We start from the raw sequence: 21392 nt of genomic DNA on the forward strand, positions 1-21392 counted from the left end.
ACGTGTCTGGAAAATTGGCTCGCCCTACACTGGCTCGCATTTACGGCGCTCCTGTTGCGTAAAATCGCCCGAAAACCCACTTCCTAAACAGCTTCGCTATTCTCCTTGTAGTAATGCTCATCCTTAAAAAGTAAGATTGGCAAAAGCCGACTCACTATCCGTTCTTAGTTCTGCCCAGGCCTGCTTTCTTTGCGGACATGATGCTTCTCTACAACGGCCACTTACTGCCTGAAGCCGGATTTTCGCTGCCCATGCCCAACCGAGGGCTGTTTTTTAATGACGGCTTCTTTGAAACCATGGTGTGGACCAATGAGCAGGTACAGTATGCCCGCTTCCATCTGGCCCGAATGCACCGGGCTGCTGCGGCTCTGAAGTTGGAGGTGCCCGCTGCGCTGGCTACCACCGCTGCGCTGCAGGCTACGGTACGCCATTTGGTAGCGGCCAGTGCGCCCAGTACTACCGGTCACCGCGTGCGGTTGCAGCTGTGGCGAAGCGGCGGCGGCCTGTATACGCCTACTACCACGGCCGCCGAGTGGCTGATGACGCAACAGCCGTTTCAAGTGATGGAAGCTCCTGTACGCCACTGCGGTATTGCCCAAAGTGTGCACACCCAGCCTTCCCCCATTTCCTTCTGCAAGGGCCCCAACGCGTTAACCTACGTGCTGGCGGCCCAGGAGCGGCAGCAGCGCGGCCTGGATGAGTTGGTCATCGTATCGCCGGATGATTTCGTGGCCGAAACAGTAGCGGCCTCTATTGCCTGGATTAAAGGAAACACCGTGTACTCCCCCGCTGAATCAACGGGCTGCGTAGCTGGCTCCCGGCTGGCCCATTTGCGGGCGGCAGTCGGGCCGGTAGGCCTCAACTGGGAGTTGGGAAATTTCAGGCCTGAGGAAATGTTACAGGCCGAAGCGGTATTTACGGCAAATATTGCGGGTATCCGGGCAGTTGCTCAGATAGAGGGGGTTGATTTTCTCCCGGAGCCGCATCCCGTACTACAGCAACTTCGGGCACTAGACAATAGAAGCAAGCTTGCCTAACTAAGGCTTAGTTCGCACAATATGAGAGAGTTTCCTCTCAGAGTGCTATAACGGTACACCGGCAACGGAACTGAAACCAGCTCTCGAAAAACTCGGCCAAATCGGCCTCGGTCACGTTGTTCTGCTCAAGCACCGTCGTCCGTTCTTGGTGCGTGGAATCCAGGGAGTATAAGGCTATCCAGGTGCGGTGCTGGCGGTTTAATAGAGTGGGTACGGCTGTGGACATAAGCGTAGCGTATGGGTAGTATCATACCTCAGCTACGAGACTCCGTTAATTATTGGATTTTATGTAGTCAGCTAGAATTTTCAGTTTCCCAAACTGACAAACTTCCCTACTCCTCCAGCATATTTCGGCGCACTTGCATCTTGAACCAGCTTTCCTGGTATTCTGTCAAATCCGATTCTGTAATATTATTCTGCTCTAATACCTCATTGCGCTTGCTGGAAGCTATTTGCAAGGAGTACAGGGCAATCCAGGCCCGGTGTTGGCGTGAGAGGCTGGAACTGGTAGAAACGGCGGTAGACATGGCAACATTGGTTTTCTGCAGTTATCTACGGCATACGTCCAATTCGCGGATTTAGGTTTTCTCAAATTGGGCCTGATTATTTTTCAACTCAGGAACTTTTTTTGCAGTTGAACTATGCCAATCCGTTCATTTAGAATCAGCTAGCTACCCTTCTACCAAGTCAGGTCGGCGGGATAAAACCCAAGTCATTAAACCTTAACCTATGGCCTAGCTCACTGCTCAGCAGGTTACCTACACCGCTACTGGCGCTTTAATAGCCGGCCAGGGATTGTAGTTTTCCAAGCGAAAATCTTCGTATTGGAAACTGAAGATGTCCGTTACCTCCGGGTTTAAGTGCATCTGGGGCAACGGGCGCGGCTCCCGGGTGAGCTGCAGGCGGGCTTGCTCCAGGTGGTTGCTGTAGAGGTGGGTGTCGCCGCCGGTCCAGATGAACTCGCCGGGTTCCAGGCTGGTTACCTGCGCCATCATCAGCGTGAGCAAAGCGTAACTGGCAATGTTGAAGGGCACCCCCAGAAACACGTCGGCGGAGCGCTGATAGAGCTGGCAACTGAGTTTGCCGTCGGCCACGTAGAACTGGAATAGCGCATGGCAGGGCGTCAGGCGCATCAGCGGCAGCTCGGCCACGTTCCACGCCGATACCACCATGCGCCGCGAATCGGGCTGGGTCCGCAACAGGTGCACCATCTGTGCAATCTGGTCGATGCTCTGGCTGTCGGGCGTGGTCCAGCTGCGCCATTGCTTGCCGTAGATGGGGCCCAGCTGGCCGTGCTCATCGGCCCACTCCCGCCAGATGGTCACGCCCACCTCTTCCAAGGACTGGTTGCTGGTGTCGCCGCGCAGAAACCACAGCAACTCGTGGATGATGCTTTTCAGGTGCACCTTCTTGGTAGTCACCAGCGGGAAGCCCTGCTGCAGGTCAAAGCGCATCTGATACCCGAACACCGACAGCGTGCCGGTGCCGGTCCGGTCAGTTTTTTGGGTGCCGTGGTCGAGGATGTGCTGAAGCAGGGTGTGGTACTGGTGCATAGCAGATGAAATAAGGGGCAGCAAAAGTACGAGTTGTAATTAGCAGAACATCTTTCGTATGGATAACCGCTGTATATTACACTATCATCACCAAGCATAATTGTATGCCGGCGCAGAATTTAGGTATTGACGACGAGGAGCTTATGTTTTGTATCCTTCCGGCTATCAAGAAATCATTCGGTATTGCCTTCGAGAATTCGGAATTGAAAGAACTCCTGACTTTTGGCCAGCTTTGTGCGGTTGTGAAGGCCGAGCTGCCAAGTCAGAGTTCGGAAGATTGCACAACCCAACAGGCATTTTACAAAGCACGCCGAGCCTTTCGACTACATATTCCGGGCGCTGTCATTGAGCCTAATACTAAGCTTGACACCTTTCTTCCAACTGGCTCTCAGCGCCGTGTAGTGGTGGCTGCAATAGAGCAAGAACTGGGCATCTCGCCTTCTTTGCTAAAAATTGATTCTCTAGCTCTGACGTTTGGCTGTCTGCTTCTGGTAGCTTCTGGCATCGGTCTGTTTTTTGATGCTGCTTATGGCTTCCTAGGTATTACAGTGGCCATACTTTGCCTGCAGGTGGGAGCCCAGCACAGTTTTTCTCTACGGTTCGACACGATGCGTGACCTAGCCGAACACATGAGCAGCCACTATTACCGGGCGTCCCGCCGCAACCCGGCAACGGTGAATCACCACGAAATCACGGAACAACTGCAACAGCTTTTTGTGCAGAGCTTTGGCTTCAAAAAACAGGAACTAACCGCCGACGCGGAGCTATAAAGTCCAGGTAATTATTTGTTTGCAGACGATTGGTTGGGATTTAGACAATCTGCACGTCTCTTCATTTTGACCAAGCTCCAGCCATCATCTGCCGCAACAGCGCCAGCAAGGCTTGGTCGCCGTCCGGGCCGTACAGGAAGGCGTGGCCGCCGGTGGGTCGGGATGCAAAGTGCCACTGCAGGGTCTGGGCTTTGTACCTGTCGTGAATGGCCGCTACCTCCCGGAAGGGAAACACGTCGTCGTCCTCCGCATTCAAAGAGTACAGCGGTGCGCCCTGCCGGAGCGTCTGGAAGCGCAAAGGCCCCAGCTTGCTAACGGGCGTGGCCGATAAGGCATAGAAACCGGCGAAGCCCTGGGGCTGCTGGCAGGCGTACCAGAAGGCGGCGGTGCCGCCGTTCGACATGCCACCCAGGTACACGCGCCGGGCGTCCACGCGGTAGCGCGTCTGCACCTGGGTTACCATACGGCGCACGGCGGCCAGCGCGGCCTCGTGCTCCAGCCACCCAAACGATTTGCGTCCGTACGGGTACAGCACGAGGGTGCCCTGCTGCTCGGCCGCCCGGAAAATTGGCTCCTGAGCCACGCCGGGGTCTTGTACCTGAAACTGCGTGGCGCTGGCCACGCCCCCGTGCAGGTACACCAGCAGCGGCGCGGCAGTGGCCGGGTTGTAGCTCTTGGGCACGTACATCAGGTAGGGAGCCTGTACGGTATCGGCGGGCAACGTGTAGCGCGCAAAACCGGAGGCAGCCTGTGCATAGGACTTCCGGCGAGTCGGCTCAGGGAGGGCATTTTGCCTGGTATGGGTGAGCCACTGTTGAACCGCCAGCTGGGTTGCGGCTTCGCGCCGGGTGACGTGGGCCTGCAGCTGCACCAGGAAGTATGACCACTGGGGCGTATCCCGGAGGCTGCGCAGGCCTTCCTCCTGGGCTATGTTGCGCACGTCCTGGGCCGTGACGGGCAGCTCGGCGAAGCGCGGAATCCGCAGCAGCCACCGCAGCGCCTGGGTGCGCTGCGTCGGGCAATTGGCAGCGGCAATGGTGCCCGCAAATACGTCAAATGGTCCGGCCTTGGTGCTATCGGCAAAGGCAGCCTGGAAATCCGGCACGGCCCCGCAGAAATCCTGCTGCCCTATTTTGGTGGAAGCCCGCTGCAAAAGCTGGTCGTAGGTCTGATTCTGGGCTTGGGCGGATATGTCTCCTAAAGCCGCGCACAAACTGAACACTAACGTTACTCGATAAATAGATTTCATAGAGCAGATTTCACTAATGGTTGGTTCAAATGTAATGGCTTTACCTTGTAATACAAGGTACCTTTTAAAACTTATCACAAGCCATTCTGTCAATAAACAAGAAGGGTAACTAATACAAAAAGCCGCTCAGTATAAGCGGCTTTTTGTATTAGTTGCGGTACGTTCTACAGCGACTTCACGGCCGGCGCGGGCGTCACGGCGGCCGTTTTAGCGCCCTTCTTCATGCAGCAGGAGGGCGTGCCGACGGTGGCACCGGTTTTGGTGCACTTGGCGGCCATTTCGGTGGAGCAGGCTTCCTTCGACTTGCCTTTTTTGGCGGCTTTATCGCCCTCATGGGCAACGGCGGTGCCGACGAAGGCGAATAGGCAGAGGGCGAGCAGGGCGTTTTTCATGGGCGAAGACTTGGTAAACGAGGAAACAAAAGCCCGAAAGCCGGGGTTGGCTTCTGGTTGTCGTAAAGTAGTGCGGATTCGGCAGAAACCCGCGTTGCGGCGGCCGTACTTTTGCGGGGGCTGCCCCGCGGCCCCTTTCCGTTCAATGATGCGCGCAGCCCCGGCGGCGCGGTACTGGTTTCTATGCCCCTTCGCAAACTTGCGCACCTCACGTTGCTGGCCCTCGGGCTGCTCACGGCCCTGGCGGTGTTTTTCGTGGCTCAGCTGCGGTTCAACTACAATTTCAACGACTTCTACCCCGCCGGCGACCCGGACCTGGACTACTACGAGCAGTATTCCGGCCGCTTCGGCAACGACAACGACTACGTGCTGCTGGGCCTGGAAGCCCCGGCCGGTCAGACGGTATTCGAGCCCCGGTTCCTCACCAAAGTCGATTCGCTCACGCGCTTTATCCGGGCGCGGCGGCACGTGACGCAGGTATCGTCGCCGACGACGGCCAGCAACCCGGTGGTGGAAGGGCTGGGCGTGTTCAACGTGCCCTACCTGCACCCACAGGAGCCCGCGCGGCGCGCCCAGGACTCGGCGCTGGTGTACCGCACGCCGGGCCTCATCGGCAACCTGATTTCGCGGGATGCGCGGGCCGTGACCATCCTGCTGCAGACCTCGCCCAACCTCAGCAAGCCGCCCGGCGACTCGCTATTGGCGGCCGTGCGTACGGAGCTGGCCCGCCAGGGCATCCCCGAAAACGAGTACCACCTGGCCGGCAAGATGGTGGCCCAGTCGGTGTTCGTGGACCGGCTGCAGCTGGAGCTGATGGTGTTCATGAGCCTCTCGGTGGTGCTGGTGACGGGGCTGCTGTGGCTCACGTTCCGGACGTGGTGGGGCGTGGTGCTGCCGCTGGTGGTGGTGCTGGGCTCTATTCTGTGGGGGCTAGGCGTGATGTCGGCGTTTGGGGTAAGCATTGACTTGATGACGGCTTTGCTGCCGGTGATGCTGTTCGTGGTGGGCATGTCGGATACCATTCACATCATCACGCGCTACGTCACGGAGCTGGGCTACGGGGCCAACAAGCGGGATTCGCTGCTGATTGCCCTGAAAGAATCGGGCTTCGGCTCGGGGCTGTCGGCGCTGACTACCAGCATCGGATTTTTCACGCTGATGACCAGCACCATCCGGCCGATTTACAATTTCGGGCTGTTTACGGGCATTGCCGTGCTGCTCACGTTTACCCTCAGCTTCACGCTGCTGCCGGCCATGCTGGTGCTGCTGCGCAAGCCTCAGCTGCGGGTTCCGCGCGAAACCGGCCACAGCTGGGACGGCGTGCTGGGCCGGATGTTCCGGACGGTGCTGGCCCGCCGGCACTGGGTGGTGGCCATCAGCTCGGTGGTGCTGGTGCTGTCAGTGGCCTCGGCCTCGCGCATCCGCATCAACTCCGCCCTGCTCGATGACCTGTCGAAAAACGACCCGGTGAAGCTGGATTTCAAGTTTTTCGAGCGGCAGTTTGCCGGCGTGCGCCCCTTCGAGCTGGACCTCAAGCCCGGCCCCGGCCGCACGATGTACGATTTGCAGGTGCTGCGCCAGACCGAGCAGATTGAGAACTACCTGCAACGCGACTACGGCCTGAACTTCGTGGCCTCGCCCGTGACCCTCATTAAATCGGTGCGCAAAGCCCTGAACGGCGGCTTGCTGGAAGAGTACCGCCTGCCCGACTCGGAGGCTGAACTGCAGCGCCTCACGCGCAAGGTGAAGCTGTTTCGCAAGAAGCCGGAGTTCCGGGCGCTGGCGTTGCCCGATGGCTCGGAGGGCCGCCTCACCGGCCGCATGCCCGACGTGGGCAGCATCCGGGCCGATGCGCTGAATGCCGATTTGCGCCGCTTCCTGCGCACGTCCGTGGATAGCACCGTGCTGCAAACCCGCCTCACCGGCTCGGCCAACCTCATCGACAAGAACAACGAAAACCTCACGCTCAACATGATTACGGGCATGAGCATCGACATTGTGATGGTGACGCTGATTGTGCTGCTGCTGTTCCGCTCGGTGCGCATGACGGTGGTGGTGCTCATTCCCAACCTGGTGCCCATCCTGATTGTGGCCGGCGTGATGGGCGCGGCCGGCGTGAGCATGAAGGTGAGCACCAGCATCATTTTCACCATTGCCTTCGGTATTGCCGTGGATGACACCATCCACTTCATCTCGAAGCTGAAACTGGTGCTGCTCCAGGAGCCCAGCCTGTTCAAAGCCGTGCGCAAAACTTACCTAATGGCTGGCAAAGCCGTCATCGTCACCTCCCTGATTCTGGTGGGCGGCTTCTCGACGCTGATATTTTCCTCCTTCGATGGCACGTTTTACGTGGGTTTGCTCATCGGCCTCACGCTGCTGTTCGGGGTGGTAGCTGAGCTGACGTTGCTGCCGATTCTGATTTTGTGGTTCTACCGGCACAAGCCCAAGGAAATACGGGAGCAGATACCGGCGCTGGGAGGGTAATTTTTTAGCTCGCAGAGGACGCAGAGGTGTACGCAGAAGAACGACCTCCGCGGCCTCTGCGTACACCTCTGCGGGCTAAATTCGTATGCTCCATCTTTGCCACCTTATGACGAAACGCCTCCTGCCCCTCCTGTTTGCCCTCACCAGCACCGCCGCCCTCGCCCAAGCGCCAACTCCCGACGACCCATTGCCCCGCCTGATTCAGGAGCGCCAGCAGCTAGTGCAGGAATATGAGGCCGCCAATGGGCAGCGCAACGCTTTTCTGGCTAATAAGCCCAGCAAAAAAGACCTGCAGGAAGTGGTGGACGCTTTGAAAGGCATCATCCGCAAAGACACCGAAATTGTGCGCGCCGTGCAGGCTGGCACCCTGCGCAAAACCGCCGCCGTAGTGGCCGAAAATCAGCAGGTGAAGCAACTGGCCACCGTGGCCCAAACTGACCAAAGCAGCACCCGGGAGCGGTTCCACGATTTGGAAAACCAGATTGCCAACCTGCAGGAACGGGACCGACAGCGCGAAAAGAAGCTGCAGGACCTGCAAGCCACCGCCGACGAAGCCACCGCCGCCCGCACCAGCCGCGAGCTGCTAGCCGCCACCCTGGCCGTGTTGAGCGTGGGCTTGTTATTGTACGTGCTCAAACTGCGCGGCCAGCGTAGCGTAGCGCCGGCGAAACGGCGGAAGTAAAACAGAACGTCATTCCGAGCAGCGCGAGGAATCTCGCGTGCTGACGTTGCCAGGTCAAGCGCCCCGAAAACAGTCATGCTGAGCTTGCCGAAGCATCTCTACCTCTGACGAATCAACTGGCATTACCTAACGAAGCGGTAGAGATGCTTCGGCAAGCTCAGCATGACGTTCTTTTATTTAACGCTGCTTCCTCTCACTCCATGCTCACCCCTGCCGCCCAGTTCCTGACCTACACCGAGGCGGTGACGCTGTATAATCTACTCAAAGAAGCCGAGGTGGATGCGCTGGTAAAAACCTGCGGGCCGCCTTCGTTTCCCTTCGGGGACGGGATGTACTATCAGCTGCTGATTGAGGAAGCCGACGTGCCGCTGGCGCAGGAAACAGTGGAAGCGTTTGAGTTGCAGCGGGCCACCCCGAAAGCCGTGCGCTGCCCGCGCTGCCGGGCGGAGGGAGCCGAGCCGCTGACGCGGGTGCCGTGGTGGAAAAAACTGCTGTATGCGGGCACCACGCTGCTCAAATGCCCGAAATGTAACGCGGTATTTCCAGTCTGAACCCCTACTTTGCCCCGGTAACCGGCTTGCTCCGGCAGACCTAACCGTGACACCGTTTTGACCTGGACCGAAGAACAGGCCCGCGCCCTCATCACCGACCCTGGCACCCTGAAACGGGGCCAGGAGCTGGCCGCTCCCGCCAAGTGGGGCAACCTGGGCCGCACCGAAACCGCCGCCTGGGGCGAGTGCAAAGGCAGCGGCAGCAAACCCTACCAAACCGGCATCGACCTCACGGCCCCGGCCTTCAAGTGCAGCTGCCCCAGCCGCGTATTTCCGTGCAAGCACGGCGCGGGCCTGCTGCTGCTGCTGGCCCGCCAACCCCAGCTGCTCAGCGGCACCACCCCGCCCGAGTGGCTGCAGGAGTGGCTGGACAAGCGTCAGCAAACCCAGGAAAAACAGGTAGCCAAAGCCGTTGAAACGGCGGCGGTGTCTGCCGCCGACCAGGAGGCTGCCGAAGCTGCTGCCGCAGCCGCGCGCCAAAAGCGCGAGGCCCAGCGCCAGACACGCATGCAGCGCGGCGCGCAGGAGCTGGAAACTTGGCTGGTGGACATCGTGCGGGCCGGCCTGGTCGCCACCGACCAACAACCCCGCAACTTCTGGGAAAACCAAGCCGCCCGCCTCGTCGATAACCAGTTGCCCGGCCTGGCCACCGTGGTGCGCGAGCTACCTACCTTCCGCCACCAGGGCGCCGACTGGCCTACCCGGATGCTGGCCCGATTGGGAGAATTATCCCTGCTGGTGCGGGCTTTTCAGCGCCTGCCTGAGCTGGCGGAAGACGCCCGCCAGGAAGTGTTACAGCAAGTGGGAGTCACCCTCAAGAAAGAAGATGTACTGGCCACCCAGCCGGCTGTTTCTGATGCATGGCGGGTGCTTGATTTGACGACGACCGAAGAAGACCGCCTGACGGTGCGCCGCGCCTGGCTGCGAGGCCGGCAAACCGGCCGGATGGCGCTGGTAGTGGAGTTTTCCTTTGGCGGTCAGCCCTTCGCCACGCCGCTAGTTCCCGACGGCTCCTACACCGGCGAACTGACGTTTTACCCTGGATTGCAGCCCTTGCGGGCCCTGCCGGGCACGTTCACCTTCCAAGGTGTTGAGCCCGGCAACCCAGTGCCCACTGGCGGCATCGGGCCCGGACAGTTGTTGGAAGAATACGCCGCGGCCCTGGCCAGCCAGCCCTGGCTGCGCGAGTGGCCGGCCCTGCTCAGCGGCGGTGTGCCCACCCCTGCTGCCGAAGGCTGGGTGCTGCGGTTTCCGCCGGCAGCCGCAGCGCCGGGTGTAGCCGACGTTAGTTCAACGGATAGCACCTACACCGAACTCCGCCTGCTCTGCGACGACCAGTTTGGCTGGGAGTTGCGGGCCATCAGCGGGGGCTTCCCACTCACGATTTTCGGCGAATGGACCGGCCAGGGGTTGCGCCCGTTGGTGGGCTGGGACACCGTGGCTGAACTAGAAACTGCCTAGCCGATGTCTGAAAATCACCTCACCCCGAAAACCGCCCTGCACCCCGCCGCCGACTGGCAGCGCCTGCAACGCGTGGCCCTACTCGGCACCCGCCAAAGCCCCGACGAGCTGCCCGCCGTACCCGGCTTCAACCTCCCCACCGACGCGCCCGACCACCGCGAAAAGCAGACGTTGCTTACAGCCGGCGTACTCAGTACCATCCGCAAAGCCGGCTACCAGCCCCCGGTTGCGGCTACGCTGCCCACAGCCCCCGCTGCCCCCGAAACGCAGGATGCCTTAGGAGCCAGCGGGGCACAGCTACTGCAACAACTCCTTGATGGCCAGTACCCGGAGTTGCTACCGGAGTTCCTCGGGGCCCTGGCCGACAACCAACGCCGGGTGCCGCACCAGTTGCTGGTGATGCTCCTGGAACACGCCCGCACCCGCTCCCAGCTGCACCGGCTCGCGGCCGCCGTGCTGGGACAGCGCGGGGCTTGGTTGGCTGCCCAAAACCCGGCCTGGCAAACGTTACTGGCGGCTTCAGAGCAGGCTACCGATGAAACCGCCTGGGAAACCGGCACCATCGGGCAGCGCACTATCTACCTGGAAAATCTGCGCCGCCGGGAGCCTGCTCACGCCCGGGAGCTGCTGGCGGCCGTGCTGCCCCAGGAGCCCGCCAAACACCAGGCCCAGCTGCTGGCAACTTTGCAGGAAGGGCTTTCTGCTGATGATGCGCCCTTGCTGACGCAGTACCTCGCCGCCAAAAGCAAGGAAGTGCGCCAAACGGTGCTGCCGCTGCTGGTGCGTTTGCCGGCCAGTCCGGTATTGCAACGGCTCTGGCAGCGCACCGAGCCACTGGTGCAGCTCAAGCGCAACCTGCTCAGCAAGAAGCTGCTGGTGGAGCTGCCCGCCACCGACTGGGACAAAAACTGGCTCCTCGACGGCATCGAGCAGAAAGACAACCGCTTCCCCGGCGAAAAGGCCGCTTTACTCGGCCAGCTACTCGCCCTGATTCCACCCCAGCGCTGGACTGACCACTGGAACCTCTCCTCTACCAAAATTATCGACCTGACCGCCGATACCGAGTGGGCGGAGCTGCTGCTCGCGGCTTGGTCGGAGGCGGCGGTGCTGCACCAGGATGCTGCTTGGGCCCGCGCCTTGCTGGAATGGCTGCACGCCCAGCCGCGCAAGAAGGCGCCCAATCTGCCTGTTGCTCGCCTGGCGACCGTGCTGCCGCCTCCCCAACTCATCGAGCTGGTACTGCCACTGCTTAACGCTACCCCGCACTTCTCCACCGATGCACCCTGGCAGCATCTGTTGCAGCTGGTGCCCGCGCCCTGGCCCGAAACCCTCACGCGCCGGGTGGTGGAGCTGCTGCGCCGGGCCCTTCGCCAGCCTACTGAGCTCTACCGCATTCAATACGCGGCTTCCCAGCTACTGGAGCACATGGTCCGCGTAGTACCCGCCACCCAGTACAGCCTTTGCGCCGAGCCCCTACAGCCCTTGCTCCAAGACGTGCCTTACCTCCACAACAGCCTCGCCCGCCTGCTCAACACCCTACACTTCCGCCAGCAGCTGCAGGAAGCCCTCCACGAGCCTCCCGCTCCCGGTTAAGCGCAATTGAACATAACTCCCCTCTTTAGATAAGGAGGGGTTGGGGGTGGTTGACCAATCGTTGAACAACCGCTCTAGTCAATAAAAGAACGTCATGCTGAGCGCAGCCGAAGCATCTCTACCTCTGACTACCTCAATCGTGCAAATGAAGTGGTAGAGATGCTTCGGCTGCGCTCAGCATGACGAACTACTAATCGTTCCATCCCGCATCAACCATCCCTAACCCCTCCTCAGCTGAAGAGGGGAACTAGCTCTAGCCTCTAACTTCTAACTCTCCTTTTCCATATGTCCACCACTCCCGCTACCACCGTTCTGCGCCCACACGCCGAGGATGTATACGCCGAAGAGCTGGCCGCTTTGCGCGCCGCCGACCACGACCGGCCCAAGCCCCCAAACTGGCACCTCTCACCCTGGGCTACCGTCACGTACCTACTGGGCGGCAAGCTGGATAACGGCTTTGAAATCGAGCCCAAGTACATCGGGCAGCGGCGGCTGATGGAAATTGCGGTGGCCACCTTGGCTACCGACCGGGCCCTGCTGCTGCTGGGCGTACCGGGCACGGCCAAAAGCTGGGTTTCCGAGCACCTGACGGCGGCCATCAGCGGCCGGTCGGATTTGCTGGTGCAGGGCACGGCGGGCACCTCCGAGGACGCCATTCGCTATTCCTGGAACTACGCCCGCCTGATTGCCGAAGGGCCTTCTCTGGGCGCGCTGGTGCCCTCGCCACTGTTCAAGGGCATGAAGGAAGGCCGCCTAGTGCGCCTCGAAGAACTCACCCGCATCCCCTCCGACGTGCAGGACACGCTCATCACCATGCTCTCGGAAAAAGTGCTGCCCATCCCGGAGCTGTCCACGGAAGTGCAGGCCACCAGTGGCTTCAACGTCATTGCCACCGCCAACGACCGGGACAAGGGGGTGAACGAACTAAGTAGCGCCCTGCGCCGCCGCTTCAACACCGTGGTGTTGCCCCTGCCCAATTCGGCCGAGGAGGAAGTGCGCATCGTGCAGACGCGGGTGGAAAAGCAGGGCAAGGCCTTACAACTGCCCGCCGAAGCCCCGGCCCTGGAGCAAATCGGCCGCCTCGTCACCATCTTCCGGGAGCTGCGCTCGGGCGTGACGGAGAACGGCAAAACCAAGCTCAAGAGCCCCAGCGGCACCCTCAGCACCGGCGAGGCCATTTCGGTGATGAACAGCGGCCTGGCCCTGGCCGCCTATTTCGGCGACGGCAGCCTGCGCGCCCACGACCTGGCCGCCGGCCTCACCGGCGCCGTGGTGAAAGACCCCGTGCAGGACCGCACCATCTGGCTCGAATACCTCGAAACCGTAGTGAAAGAGCGCGACGGCTGGAAAGACCTGTACCGCGCCTGCCGGGAGGTGGTGGAGTAGTTTACACTTCGAATAAGTTGGCTTTATAATTCCCGTTTGCCTTATGACTAACTGGCTCAAATTAATTACGCTATGCTTGATGCTGTGTTTATCCGCAGCTCAACAACCTTCTGAAATTAATCCTAGTTGGGTACGGGCTGACTACAATCTAATTGAAACCCTTATCAAAGCTATGCAGGAAGGTCCAAATCAGGTGGAGCAGTATTATAGAAAAAGGACTGCCTTTAATAGTGTAGAAAATTTAGGATTTGGCTGGACGTACCGTGAGGCGCAAATTGGAGCTGGGTTCATTTCCATCAAAGGATTTTTCTATTATAAGAACAGCAAATTAGTAAGCTATGCAATTCATCCGCAGCTTCCGCACGAACAATCTTTAGTTGCTAAATACAGGTCATGGTATGCCAAAAGCTTTACAGTTACCCAAACTGGTGTGGCACCTTTTTCTTTTAACGAGGAAGCGTTACAGAGGCCCGTCTCTACAATAAGCTCTTTGTCAAAAGCCAGTATACCTGTCCGCATCGGACTATATATGTCGCCTGCATCCGGCGTGGAATACGGTCATTCGGGAGGCTTTGCAAGCGCGCTGCTAGATAATCGAAAGAGCTTTTTAGCTATTCGTGGACAACTGAAACCGCAGGACGTTCTATTTATCATGCACGCTGTAAACCCCGCTAGCCGTCTAACGGCAATTGAATACTATTGGCAGAATAAGAATCTATTTAATAACCGTGAGGATATTGACAAATGGGTTGAACAGGTATTTAAGGAGTTGCCCCAAGTGAAAACTATGTTTGGATGCACACTGGTGTCTCATGGCGCTAAGGAACTTGTCGGCAAATACTCACAAAAGAATTAGCTAGGATAACCCATGCCTTCCGACCTCCGCCTTTTCGGTATCCGCCACCACGGGCCCGGCAGCGCCGCCAGCCTCGTGCACGCCCTCGACGCTTACCAGCCCGACATCGTGCTGCTAGAGTGCCCCGCCGATGCCGAAGCGGCGCTGGCGGCCGCCACCCACCCCGGGATGCAGCCGCCAGTAGCCCTGCTCGTGTACAACCCCAAGCAGCACCAGCAGGCCTCTTTTCTGCCCTTCGCCGAGTTTTCGCCGGAGTGGCAGGCCATCCAATGGTGCCACCGCCACGGTGCCCACCTGCGCTGCTTTGATTTGCCAGCGAGCATGCGCTTTGCCCAGGAGCAAGCTGCAGAAACACCGGCAGCAGCCCCCAGTGAGTCCTCCACAGCGGAAGTTCCTCATGAAGCCCAGCCGTCGGAGCCCGAAGCCGAGTCGCTCGATACCCCAGAACCGGCCGAACAGCCTCTAGCCTCGCCCAAAGCCGACCCCATTTCCTACCTCGCCGAGCTGGACGGGTACGCCGACGGGGAGCGGTGGTGGGAGCTGCGCCTGGAACACGCCCCCGGCCACGCCGACACCTTTGCGGTGGTGCTGGACATGATGACGGCTTTGCGGGAGGAGCTAGACTTGCCCGAAACCGAGGAAACTCTACTCCGCGAGGCCTTTATGCGCGAAACGCTGCGTGCCACCTTGCAGCAGGGCTACCAGCGCGTGGCCGTGGTGTGCGGGGCCTGGCATGCGCCGGTGCTGCGACCTGAGCTGCTCAAAAAGGAAGATAAAGCCCGCCTTAAGGGCCTCAAGAAAGTCGTCACCGCCGCTACCTGGATTCCCTGGACGTTTGAGCGGCTGTCCTACGCCTCGGGTTACGGGGCGGGCATCTTGTCGCCGGCCTGGTACGAGCTGCTGTTTACCACGCCCCGCGCCGAGGTAGTCACGCACTGGATGGTGCGCGCCGCCCGCCTGCTGCGTACCCGCGACCTGGACGCCTCCGCCGCCCACGCCATTGAGGGCGTGCGCCTGGCCGAAACCCTGGCCGTGGTGCGCGGCCGGGAGCTGCCCGGCATTGAGGAGCTGCAGGAAGCCGCCGTGGCTATTCTGGGAGGAGGCTACGCCGAGGCGTTGGACTTGGTGCAGCGGGAGTTGGTGATTGGGGAGCGGCTGGGTGCAGTGCCGCCCGAGCAGCCCGCCACGCCCCTGCAACAGGATTTGCAGCTCCAGCAGAAAGCCACCCGCCTCAAGCCCGAAGCCACCGCCAAAACCCTCGACCTGGATTTGCGCAAGGAGCTGGACCTGAGCCGCAGCCACCTGCTGCACCGCCTGCGCCTGCTGGATATCCGCTGGGGTGAGCCGCGCCGGGCGCAGGGCAAGGCCGGCACCTTCCACGAGCTCTGGGAGCTGCAATGGCAGCCCGAATACGCCCTCAACGTGCTGGATGCCGGCCGCCTGGGCAATACCGTACTAGCCGCGGCGGCCGCCAAAGCCGCCGCCCGCGCCGCCGAAGCCCCCGACCTGGAAGCCGTGAGCCACCTGCTGGAAGAAGCACTGCAAGCCGACCTCGGCCCGGCCATCGGGGCGCTGGTGGCGCGGCTGGAAACCCTTTCGGCTGGCACCCGCGACGTGACGCACCTGCTGGCGGCCCTGCCCCCGCTGGTAAACGTGCTGCGCTACGGCAACGTGCGCCGCACCGAAACCGCCCAGGTAGCCACCGTGGTGCACCACCTGGTGCCGCGCCTGTGCATCGGGCTGCCCCAGGCTTGCACCGGCCTCGACTACGACGCGGCCCGCCAGCTGCTGCCCCGCATCGAAGGAACCCACCAGGCCATTCGGCTGCTGCAGGATGAAGCGCAGGAAGCGGATTGGTACGCGGCCCTGGCCGTGGTGCTGCGCAATCCGGCGTCCTCGGGGTTGCTGGCCGGGGCCGCCGGGCGGTTGCTGTTCGATGCCCACCAGCTGGCTCCGGACGAAGCCGCCACGGCCCTCGGCCTGGCCCTGGCCCCCGCCCAGCCCACCGACTACGCCACCGCCTGGATTGAGGGTTTCCTCAGCGGCAGCGGGTTGCTCCTGCTCCATCACCGTCCCCTGTTCGACCTACTCAACGACTGGATCGGGGAGCTGCCCGAAGACACGTTCCGCGAAATCGTGCCCCTGCTGCGCCGCGCCTTCACCGATTTCAGCCTCCCCGAACGTCGCCAGCTCCTGGACCTTTCCAAGCAAGGCCATCAACCGGCAGTGGCAGCCGTGGAGGAAGATTTCGACCTGGAACGCGGCCTACTGGTGCTGCCGGGGCTGCGGGAGCTGCTGGGATTTTAATCAGCTGGACTTAAGGCACCAAATGCTGAACTTCATTAGAAACGTCTTTGCTTTTCTGCACCCAACACTTCTTCAGCAACTGGAAGATCATCTCAAAGGCGTGTCCATTACAGGCCGGATGGCCTACTGCATATCTTGCCTGGAAAGCGCCTTGGCTAGTGAACAATTGCACGGACCAGAGCTTGAGAATCTTCTGGCGCATCTTTGGGAGTTCACCAGCAGCACTGATTTGGGTGATTGGGAAGAGAGAATCATGGATTTTCTGCCGGAAGTCATCTTAGATAGCTCACAGAAGCAACCCGCTTTCCTGACTGTTGAAGCAGCAAAACAGCTGAAGAAAATCTATTCAGTATTATCACCAAGCCTGCTCCAATGCATTGATGACATTATCGAAGTAGGCCGAGGCAATCTGTACGCGGGAACCGTCGGGCACAGCCAGAATACCCTTGCTCCAACAATGTCAGTAGTTCGATACATGGTGGCCAAAGGGTACGCACTACCTGCCATTGACAAATTTCTTCGTTCGCCTTTCTCGGAGCAAGACAGTCACGGCTGGGGCAAACGCCTTGATAGAAGATTCTTTCAGTAGGCCAATATCAAGACGATTATAGTAGCTAGTTGCCACGACTGTTTGCTCAGAAGAAAAGGCCTTGTTTGATAGGATATTAAATTCTTCCACCACCAAATCTCCCTCATGAACCTGCAAGAACACTACACGGCCATGCGGGAGGCGACGGTGCACCGGCTGTTGCACGAAGGCGCAGACCCGGACCTGCTGCTCCACTCCCAGCAGGATACCCGCCGCGGCATCACGCTGCTGGCCCGGCCGCCGGCGGCCACAACGGCCGCTATAGAGGATATTCTGGCGGATTTCCGGCGCATAGACCCGGCGCAGTATTATTATCCGGCCTCTGATATTCACCTCACTATTCTCTCCATCATTTCCTGCTACGCCGGTTTCACGCCCGACCAGATTGACCCGGCCGCTTACTGCCGTGCCGTGCGAGATATTGCGCGGCAGGCCCGGCCATTTTCCATCCGCTTGGAGGGCCTCACGGCTTCGCCAGGCGGTATTATGGTGCAGGGCTTTCCGGAAGATGACGGCCTGGAGCATCTGCGTGACGCCGTCCGGACGTATTTCCGCCATTCCAGCCTGCAGCAGTCCATTGATACGCGCTATAGTATTCATACGGCTCATTCCACCGTCATTCGTTTCACGCAGCCGCTGACCGATGCGCCGGCGCTGATAGCCCGGCTGGCCCAGTACCAGGAGCAGTACATCGGCACGTTTGAGGTGAGGGAGGTGGAGCTGGTGTACAATGACTGGTACCAGCGGGCCCGTAACACGATGCTGTTGGAGAAGTACGTCCTCGGCCGTAGCTAACTACCTTGCCGGCTCATTCTGCTCGTTTTGCTTATGTCTATTACCTACCCTTTCCACGTTGCCGATTTAGCGGAGAAGGCCGAACCGGGCCGCCAGGAGCGTATTCTGGTCAACCTCACCAACTTAGAGGAGTACTACAACGTGTTCGAGAAGTACGGCTTCAGCGGCAGCGGGGCCAGCTGGGCCGAGCACATCGAAACTATTCTGGAAGAGCACGCCCCGGCCCTACTGGACCACATGGAGCTGGCCGGCCAGGGCGACATCTTTCTGGCTTTCACCGACGGCCCCGCCGCCACTGAACAGTTCCTGGCCCTGATTCACCCCATTTTCGGCGACTTGGGCAGCCTCAACAAGTACCTCAGCCAAGCCGACCCCGGGGATTTTTTCGAGTGATGCAGCGTCAGGCGGTGCTTGCTCCTGGCGTGTTGTATCTTCCCTGCTCTTAGACCGTTTTCCTATGCTGCCCGCTGATTATCCTGATTTTTTATCCCGGCTGAAAACCCAGATTCGCGAAACGCAGGTGCGGGCGGCGCTGGCGGTGAATGCTGAGCTGGTACAGTTGTACTGGCGCATCGGGCGGGGCATTCTGCAGCAACAGCAGCAGCAGGGCTGGGGCGCCCGCATCATCGACCAACTGGCCCAGGACCTGCGGCAGGCTTTTCCGGACCTGAAAGGGTTTTCGCCCCGCAACCTGAAATACATGCGCGCCTTCGCCGAGGCTTGGCCCGATGCCGAATTTGTGCAACAGGTTGTTGCACAAATTCCGTGGGGACATAATGTCCGGTTATTGGATTACGTGAACGATGCCACCGAGCGGGAGTGGTACGTGCGGCAGACCATTGCCAACGGCTGGAGCCGGAACGTGCTGGCGGCGCAGGTGGAGAGTGGCTTGTACCAGCGCCAGGGCCGGGCCGTCACCAATTTCGACCGGACACTGCCCGCTCCCCAGTCGGAACTGGCACAGCAGGTACTGAAAGACCCCTATACCTTCGATTTTCTCTCGCTGGGCGCTGAAGCGCTGGAGCGTGACCTGGAGCGGGGGTTGCTCGACCACGTGCGGGCATTTCTGTTGGAGCTGGGTAAAGGCTTTGCGCTAGTGGGCAGCCAGTACCACCTGGTAGTGGGCGGCCAGGATTACTACCTCGATTTGGTGTTCTACCACCTGCAGCTGCGTTGCTTCGTGATTATCGACCTGAAAATGGGCGACTTCAAACCCGAAGACAGCGGCAAGATGAACTTCTATCTGGCGGCCGTGGACGACCTGCTCCGCCACCCCACCGACCAGCCCAGCATTGGCCTGATTCTGTGCAAAACCCACAACCGCGTAGTGTCGGAGTACGCGCTGCGCAACCTGCGCCAACCCATTGGCGTGGCGGAGTGGCAACTCACCCGGGCCTTGCCCGCCGAGTTGCGCCGGGCCCTGCCTACCACCGATGAACTGGATGCCGCCCTCGGCACGCCCCAATAACTGCCCTTATGAAACCCGCCACCGACAACGCTACCCGCTGGAAGCTGGTGCTTGGCTCCGAGGCCGATGCCCAGAACCAGATTGCCTTTGATGCCGACTACAAAGGCATGGACGACGTGCTGACCTCGCTCTACGACCAGGCGGAGCGCAAGGCGGGGCTGGGCGGCTCTGCCCCGCGCGTGAGCCGCTGGCTGGGCGACATCCGCACCTATTTCCCCTCCGAAGTGGTGGCCGTAATGCAGCGCGACGCCATGGACCGCCTAGGGTTGCAGCAGTTGCTGATGGAGCCCGAAATTCTGCGCACGGTGCAGGCCGATGTGCACTTGGTGGGCACGCTGATGTCGCTGAGCCGGGTGATGCCGCAGAAGGTGAAGCACACGGCCCGGGAGGTGGTAGGCAAGGTGGTAAAGGAGCTGGAGCAGAAACTCTCGAACCCGTTGCGGCAGGCGGTGCAGGGCGCCCTGAGCCGGGCCGTGCGCAACCCCCGCCCCCGCTACCGGGAAATCGACTGGGCCGCCACCATCCGGGCTAATCTCAAGCACTACCAGCCCGAGCAGCGCACCATTATTCCGGAGCGGCTGGTGGGCTTTGGGCGGCGCGGACAGGCCCTCAAGGAAATTGTGCTGTGCGTAGACCAAAGCGGTTCTATGGCCTCCTCGGTGGTATACGCGGGTGTATTCGGGGCGGTGCTGGCGTCCATCAAAGCCGTGAAAACGCACATGGTGGTGTTTGATACCAGCGTGGTGAATTTGAGTGAGGATCTGCAGGACCCGGTAGACTTGCTGTTTGGCGTACAGCTGGGAGGCGGCACCGATATCAACCTGGCCCTGGGCTACTGCCAGCAGCTCATCACCCGCCCCACCGACACCATTCTGGTGCTCATCAGCGACCTGTACGAGGGCGGCAACGAGCGGGAAATGCTCAAGAAAGCCGCCGCTCTGCGCGCCGCGGGCGTTACAGTCGTAGCCCTGCTGGCCCTGGCCGACGATGGCGCCCCCAGCTTCGATAGGCGCGTGGCCGAGCAGTTTGCGGCGTTGGATATTCCTTCCTTCGCCTGTACGCCGGGCCAGTTTCCGGGGCTGATGGCGGCGGCCATTCAGGGACAGAAGCTGCAGGTGTAGGCCGCATATCATTCCGAGCGGCGCGAGTAATCTAGGAACGTGTTTTGAAAATACAGAAGAACGTCATGCTGAGCGAAGCCGAAGCATCTCTACCGCTTCGGTGAACGGCTTTGACGAATCGGTAGAGATGCTTCGACTTCGTTCAGCATGACGTGCGGGGACCGTTTTAGACGGCTCGGCATGACAACCACAGCTCACTGGCGTCATGGGCCCGTATACGCCAACTGCGTTACCTTGCCACTTGCATGAAAATACTCTTGGTGGAAGACGAGCCTAAGCTGGCGTCTTTCGTAAAAAAAGGCTTCGAGAACGAGGGCTACGACATCGAAATAGCCTACGACGGCCGCGTGGGCCAGTCGCTGATTCAGCAGAACCGCTACGATTTGGTGATTCTGGACGTGAACCTGCCCTACGTGAACGGCTTCGAGCTGTGCCGGCTGGTGCGCCAGCAGGACGCCCACGTGCCCGTGCTGCTGCTCACGGCCCTCGATAGCCTCGATGACAAGGTAACCGGTTTCGAAGCTGGCACCGACGACTACCTGGTGAAGCCCTTTGAGTTTAAGGAGTTGCTGCTGCGGGCCCGGGTGCTCACGCGCCGCCACACCGAGGCTGCCACCGTCAAGCAAGCTCTGTGCATTGCCGACCTGGAGCTGAACCTCGACGCCAAAACTGTCACCCGCGCCGGGCAGCGCATCGACCTCACTACCAAGGAATACGCCCTGCTGGAATACCTGCTACTCAACCGGGGCAAAGTTATTTCCCGGGTGGATATTGCCGAGAAGGTCTGGGAGCTGAATTTCGATACCAACACCAACGTCATCGACGTGTACGTGAGCTACCTGCGCAAAAAGCTGGATAAGGGCTACGCCGTGAAGCTCATTCACACGGTGGTAGGCATGGGCTACGTGCTGCGGGAAGGCTAGGCAGAGATGAAGTTGCGAAGTGGTGAAATTGTGAAGTTATGCGCGGTAGCGTAGACCGTTGTCATGCTGAGCTTGTCGAAGCATCTCTCCCGCTTCCTTGCAGTAGTAATCCAACGAAGCAGGAGAGATGCTTCGACAAGCTCAGCATGACGTTCTTTTTCTTTTCTGTCCAGAT

Annotated in this window: 21 protein-coding genes; 16 read left to right on the plus strand and 5 right to left on the minus strand. The window is 60.2% G+C overall.

Annotated elements, in window-relative coordinates; translation table 11 throughout:
• Window positions 1-197 precede the first annotated feature (197 nt).
• Complete coding sequence (locus tag ABIB60_RS06185; protein WP_354578489.1) at window positions 198-1037, plus strand: aminotransferase class IV; 840 nt, start codon at window positions 198-200, stop codon at window positions 1035-1037.
• A 37-nt stretch (window positions 1038-1074) separates the two neighbouring features.
• Here the strand turns inward: ABIB60_RS06185 and ABIB60_RS06190 are convergent, their stop codons facing one another.
• From ABIB60_RS06190 to ABIB60_RS06200, 3 genes are all read right to left on the minus strand, one after another.
• Window positions 1075-1263: a hypothetical protein gene (locus ABIB60_RS06190; RefSeq protein ID WP_354578491.1), complete on the minus strand. Its 189-nt coding sequence runs from the start codon at window positions 1261-1263 to the stop codon at window positions 1075-1077.
• Between the two features lie 106 nt (window positions 1264-1369).
• Complete coding sequence (locus ABIB60_RS06195) at window positions 1370-1564, minus strand: hypothetical protein (RefSeq protein ID WP_354578493.1); 195 nt, start codon at window positions 1562-1564, stop codon at window positions 1370-1372.
• A gap of 231 nt (window positions 1565-1795) precedes the next feature.
• Window positions 1796-2590 (minus strand): thymidylate synthase, encoded by a 795-nt coding sequence (locus ABIB60_RS06200; RefSeq protein WP_354578495.1) that lies wholly within the window; start codon window positions 2588-2590, stop codon window positions 1796-1798.
• 104 nt (window positions 2591-2694) lie between these two features.
• Here ABIB60_RS06200 and ABIB60_RS06205 point away from each other — a divergent pair, with 104 nt between their 5' ends.
• A complete protein-coding gene (locus ABIB60_RS06205; RefSeq protein WP_354578497.1) occupies window positions 2695-3360 on the plus strand; it encodes a hypothetical protein in 666 nt (221 codons plus the stop codon).
• 61 nt (window positions 3361-3421) lie between these two features.
• Here ABIB60_RS06205 and ABIB60_RS06210 read toward each other — a convergent pair whose 3' ends face one another.
• Window positions 3422-4609, minus strand: a complete 1188-nt coding sequence (locus ABIB60_RS06210; RefSeq protein WP_354578498.1) for a carboxylesterase family protein — start codon at window positions 4607-4609, stop codon at window positions 3422-3424.
• A 164-nt stretch (window positions 4610-4773) separates the two neighbouring features.
• Entirely contained in the window at window positions 4774-5001 is a 228-nt protein-coding gene (locus ABIB60_RS06215; protein ID WP_354578500.1) for a hypothetical protein, read from the minus strand.
• A 183-nt stretch (window positions 5002-5184) separates the two neighbouring features.
• Between ABIB60_RS06215 and ABIB60_RS06220 the strand changes: the two genes are divergently transcribed.
• The 14 genes from ABIB60_RS06220 to ABIB60_RS06285 all read left to right on the plus strand — a co-directional run bounded on the left by ABIB60_RS06220 (window position 5185) and on the right by ABIB60_RS06285 (window position 21217).
• Complete coding sequence (locus ABIB60_RS06220; RefSeq protein WP_354578501.1) at window positions 5185-7485, plus strand: efflux RND transporter permease subunit; 2301 nt, start codon at window positions 5185-5187, stop codon at window positions 7483-7485.
• A 106-nt stretch (window positions 7486-7591) separates the two neighbouring features.
• Window positions 7592-8167, plus strand: coding sequence for a hypothetical protein (locus tag ABIB60_RS06225; RefSeq protein ID WP_354578502.1), 576 nt, complete (start codon window positions 7592-7594; stop codon window positions 8165-8167).
• 200 nt (window positions 8168-8367) lie between these two features.
• Window positions 8368-8718 carry a zinc ribbon domain-containing protein gene (locus ABIB60_RS06230; protein ID WP_354578503.1) on the plus strand — a complete coding sequence of 117 codons (351 nt, stop codon included), beginning with the start codon at window positions 8368-8370 and terminating at the stop codon, window positions 8716-8718.
• Between the two features lie 57 nt (window positions 8719-8775).
• Window positions 8776-10179 carry an SWIM zinc finger family protein gene (locus tag ABIB60_RS06235; protein WP_354578505.1) on the plus strand — a complete coding sequence of 468 codons (1404 nt, stop codon included), beginning with the start codon at window positions 8776-8778 and terminating at the stop codon, window positions 10177-10179.
• Between the two features lie 3 nt (window positions 10180-10182).
• Entirely contained in the window at window positions 10183-11772 is a 1590-nt protein-coding gene (locus ABIB60_RS06240; protein ID WP_354578507.1) for a DUF5691 domain-containing protein, read from the plus strand.
• Between the two features lie 285 nt (window positions 11773-12057).
• On the plus strand, window positions 12058-13158 hold the full coding sequence (locus tag ABIB60_RS06245; RefSeq protein ID WP_354578509.1) for an ATP-binding protein: 1101 nt from the start codon (window positions 12058-12060) through the stop codon (window positions 13156-13158).
• Between the two features lie 43 nt (window positions 13159-13201).
• On the plus strand, window positions 13202-14014 hold the full coding sequence (locus tag ABIB60_RS06250; protein WP_354578510.1) for a hypothetical protein: 813 nt from the start codon (window positions 13202-13204) through the stop codon (window positions 14012-14014).
• A gap of 12 nt (window positions 14015-14026) precedes the next feature.
• Complete coding sequence (locus ABIB60_RS06255; RefSeq protein WP_354578512.1) at window positions 14027-16321, plus strand: DUF5682 family protein; 2295 nt, start codon at window positions 14027-14029, stop codon at window positions 16319-16321.
• 22 nt (window positions 16322-16343) lie between these two features.
• On the plus strand, window positions 16344-16910 hold the full coding sequence (locus ABIB60_RS06260) for a hypothetical protein (protein WP_354578513.1): 567 nt from the start codon (window positions 16344-16346) through the stop codon (window positions 16908-16910).
• 105 nt (window positions 16911-17015) lie between these two features.
• The gene (locus ABIB60_RS06265) at window positions 17016-17705 is read left to right on the plus strand and encodes a 2'-5' RNA ligase family protein (protein WP_354578515.1); all 690 of its coding nucleotides are present in this window, start codon (window positions 17016-17018) and stop codon (window positions 17703-17705) included.
• 33 nt (window positions 17706-17738) lie between these two features.
• Window positions 17739-18098 (plus strand): Imm51 family immunity protein, encoded by a 360-nt coding sequence (locus tag ABIB60_RS06270; RefSeq protein WP_354578517.1) that lies wholly within the window; start codon window positions 17739-17741, stop codon window positions 18096-18098.
• Between the two features lie 64 nt (window positions 18099-18162).
• Entirely contained in the window at window positions 18163-19173 is a 1011-nt protein-coding gene (locus ABIB60_RS06275) for a PDDEXK nuclease domain-containing protein (protein ID WP_354578519.1), read from the plus strand.
• An 8-nt stretch (window positions 19174-19181) separates the two neighbouring features.
• Window positions 19182-20294, plus strand: a complete 1113-nt coding sequence (locus ABIB60_RS06280) for a VWA domain-containing protein (protein ID WP_354578521.1) — start codon at window positions 19182-19184, stop codon at window positions 20292-20294.
• 245 nt (window positions 20295-20539) lie between these two features.
• Window positions 20540-21217, plus strand: a complete 678-nt coding sequence (locus ABIB60_RS06285) for a response regulator (RefSeq protein ID WP_354578523.1) — start codon at window positions 20540-20542, stop codon at window positions 21215-21217.
• Window positions 21218-21392: the final 175 nt, after the last annotated feature.

This window comes from Hymenobacter sp. UYP22, assembly GCF_040547285.1.
In the GTDB taxonomy this organism is placed as follows: Bacteria; Bacteroidota; Bacteroidia; order Cytophagales; family Hymenobacteraceae; genus Hymenobacter.

Bases quoted from the DNA above. Each gene is read 5' to 3' on its own strand.
- ABIB60_RS06225 (WP_354578502.1), top strand. From the start codon at position 7,592: ATGACGAAACGCCTCCTGCCCCTCCTGTTTGCCCTCACCAGCACCGCC.
- ABIB60_RS06285 (WP_354578523.1), top strand. From the start codon at position 20,540: ATGAAAATACTCTTGGTGGAAGACGAGCCTAAGCTGGCGTCTTTCGTA.
- ABIB60_RS06245 (WP_354578509.1), top strand. From the start codon at position 12,058: ATGTCCACCACTCCCGCTACCACCGTTCTGCGCCCACACGCCGAGGAT.
- ABIB60_RS06215 (WP_354578500.1), bottom strand. From the start codon at position 5,001: ATGAAAAACGCCCTGCTCGCCCTCTGCCTATTCGCCTTCGTCGGCACC.
- ABIB60_RS06265 (WP_354578515.1), top strand. From the start codon at position 17,016: ATGAACCTGCAAGAACACTACACGGCCATGCGGGAGGCGACGGTGCAC.
- ABIB60_RS06195 (WP_354578493.1), bottom strand. From the start codon at position 1,564: ATGTCTACCGCCGTTTCTACCAGTTCCAGCCTCTCACGCCAACACCGG.
- ABIB60_RS06185 (WP_354578489.1), top strand. From the start codon at position 198: ATGATGCTTCTCTACAACGGCCACTTACTGCCTGAAGCCGGATTTTCG.
- ABIB60_RS06200 (WP_354578495.1), bottom strand. From the start codon at position 2,590: ATGCACCAGTACCACACCCTGCTTCAGCACATCCTCGACCACGGCACC.
- ABIB60_RS06220 (WP_354578501.1), top strand. From the start codon at position 5,185: ATGCCCCTTCGCAAACTTGCGCACCTCACGTTGCTGGCCCTCGGGCTG.
- ABIB60_RS06230 (WP_354578503.1), top strand. From the start codon at position 8,368: ATGCTCACCCCTGCCGCCCAGTTCCTGACCTACACCGAGGCGGTGACG.
- ABIB60_RS06275 (WP_354578519.1), top strand. From the start codon at position 18,163: ATGCTGCCCGCTGATTATCCTGATTTTTTATCCCGGCTGAAAACCCAG.
- ABIB60_RS06250 (WP_354578510.1), top strand. From the start codon at position 13,202: ATGACTAACTGGCTCAAATTAATTACGCTATGCTTGATGCTGTGTTTA.
- ABIB60_RS06240 (WP_354578507.1), top strand. From the start codon at position 10,183: ATGTCTGAAAATCACCTCACCCCGAAAACCGCCCTGCACCCCGCCGCC.
- ABIB60_RS06260 (WP_354578513.1), top strand. From the start codon at position 16,344: ATGCTGAACTTCATTAGAAACGTCTTTGCTTTTCTGCACCCAACACTT.
- ABIB60_RS06255 (WP_354578512.1), top strand. From the start codon at position 14,027: ATGCCTTCCGACCTCCGCCTTTTCGGTATCCGCCACCACGGGCCCGGC.
- ABIB60_RS06280 (WP_354578521.1), top strand. From the start codon at position 19,182: ATGAAACCCGCCACCGACAACGCTACCCGCTGGAAGCTGGTGCTTGGC.
- ABIB60_RS06270 (WP_354578517.1), top strand. From the start codon at position 17,739: ATGTCTATTACCTACCCTTTCCACGTTGCCGATTTAGCGGAGAAGGCC.
- ABIB60_RS06205 (WP_354578497.1), top strand. From the start codon at position 2,695: ATGCCGGCGCAGAATTTAGGTATTGACGACGAGGAGCTTATGTTTTGT.
- ABIB60_RS06210 (WP_354578498.1), bottom strand. From the start codon at position 4,609: ATGAAATCTATTTATCGAGTAACGTTAGTGTTCAGTTTGTGCGCGGCT.
- ABIB60_RS06190 (WP_354578491.1), bottom strand. From the start codon at position 1,263: ATGTCCACAGCCGTACCCACTCTATTAAACCGCCAGCACCGCACCTGG.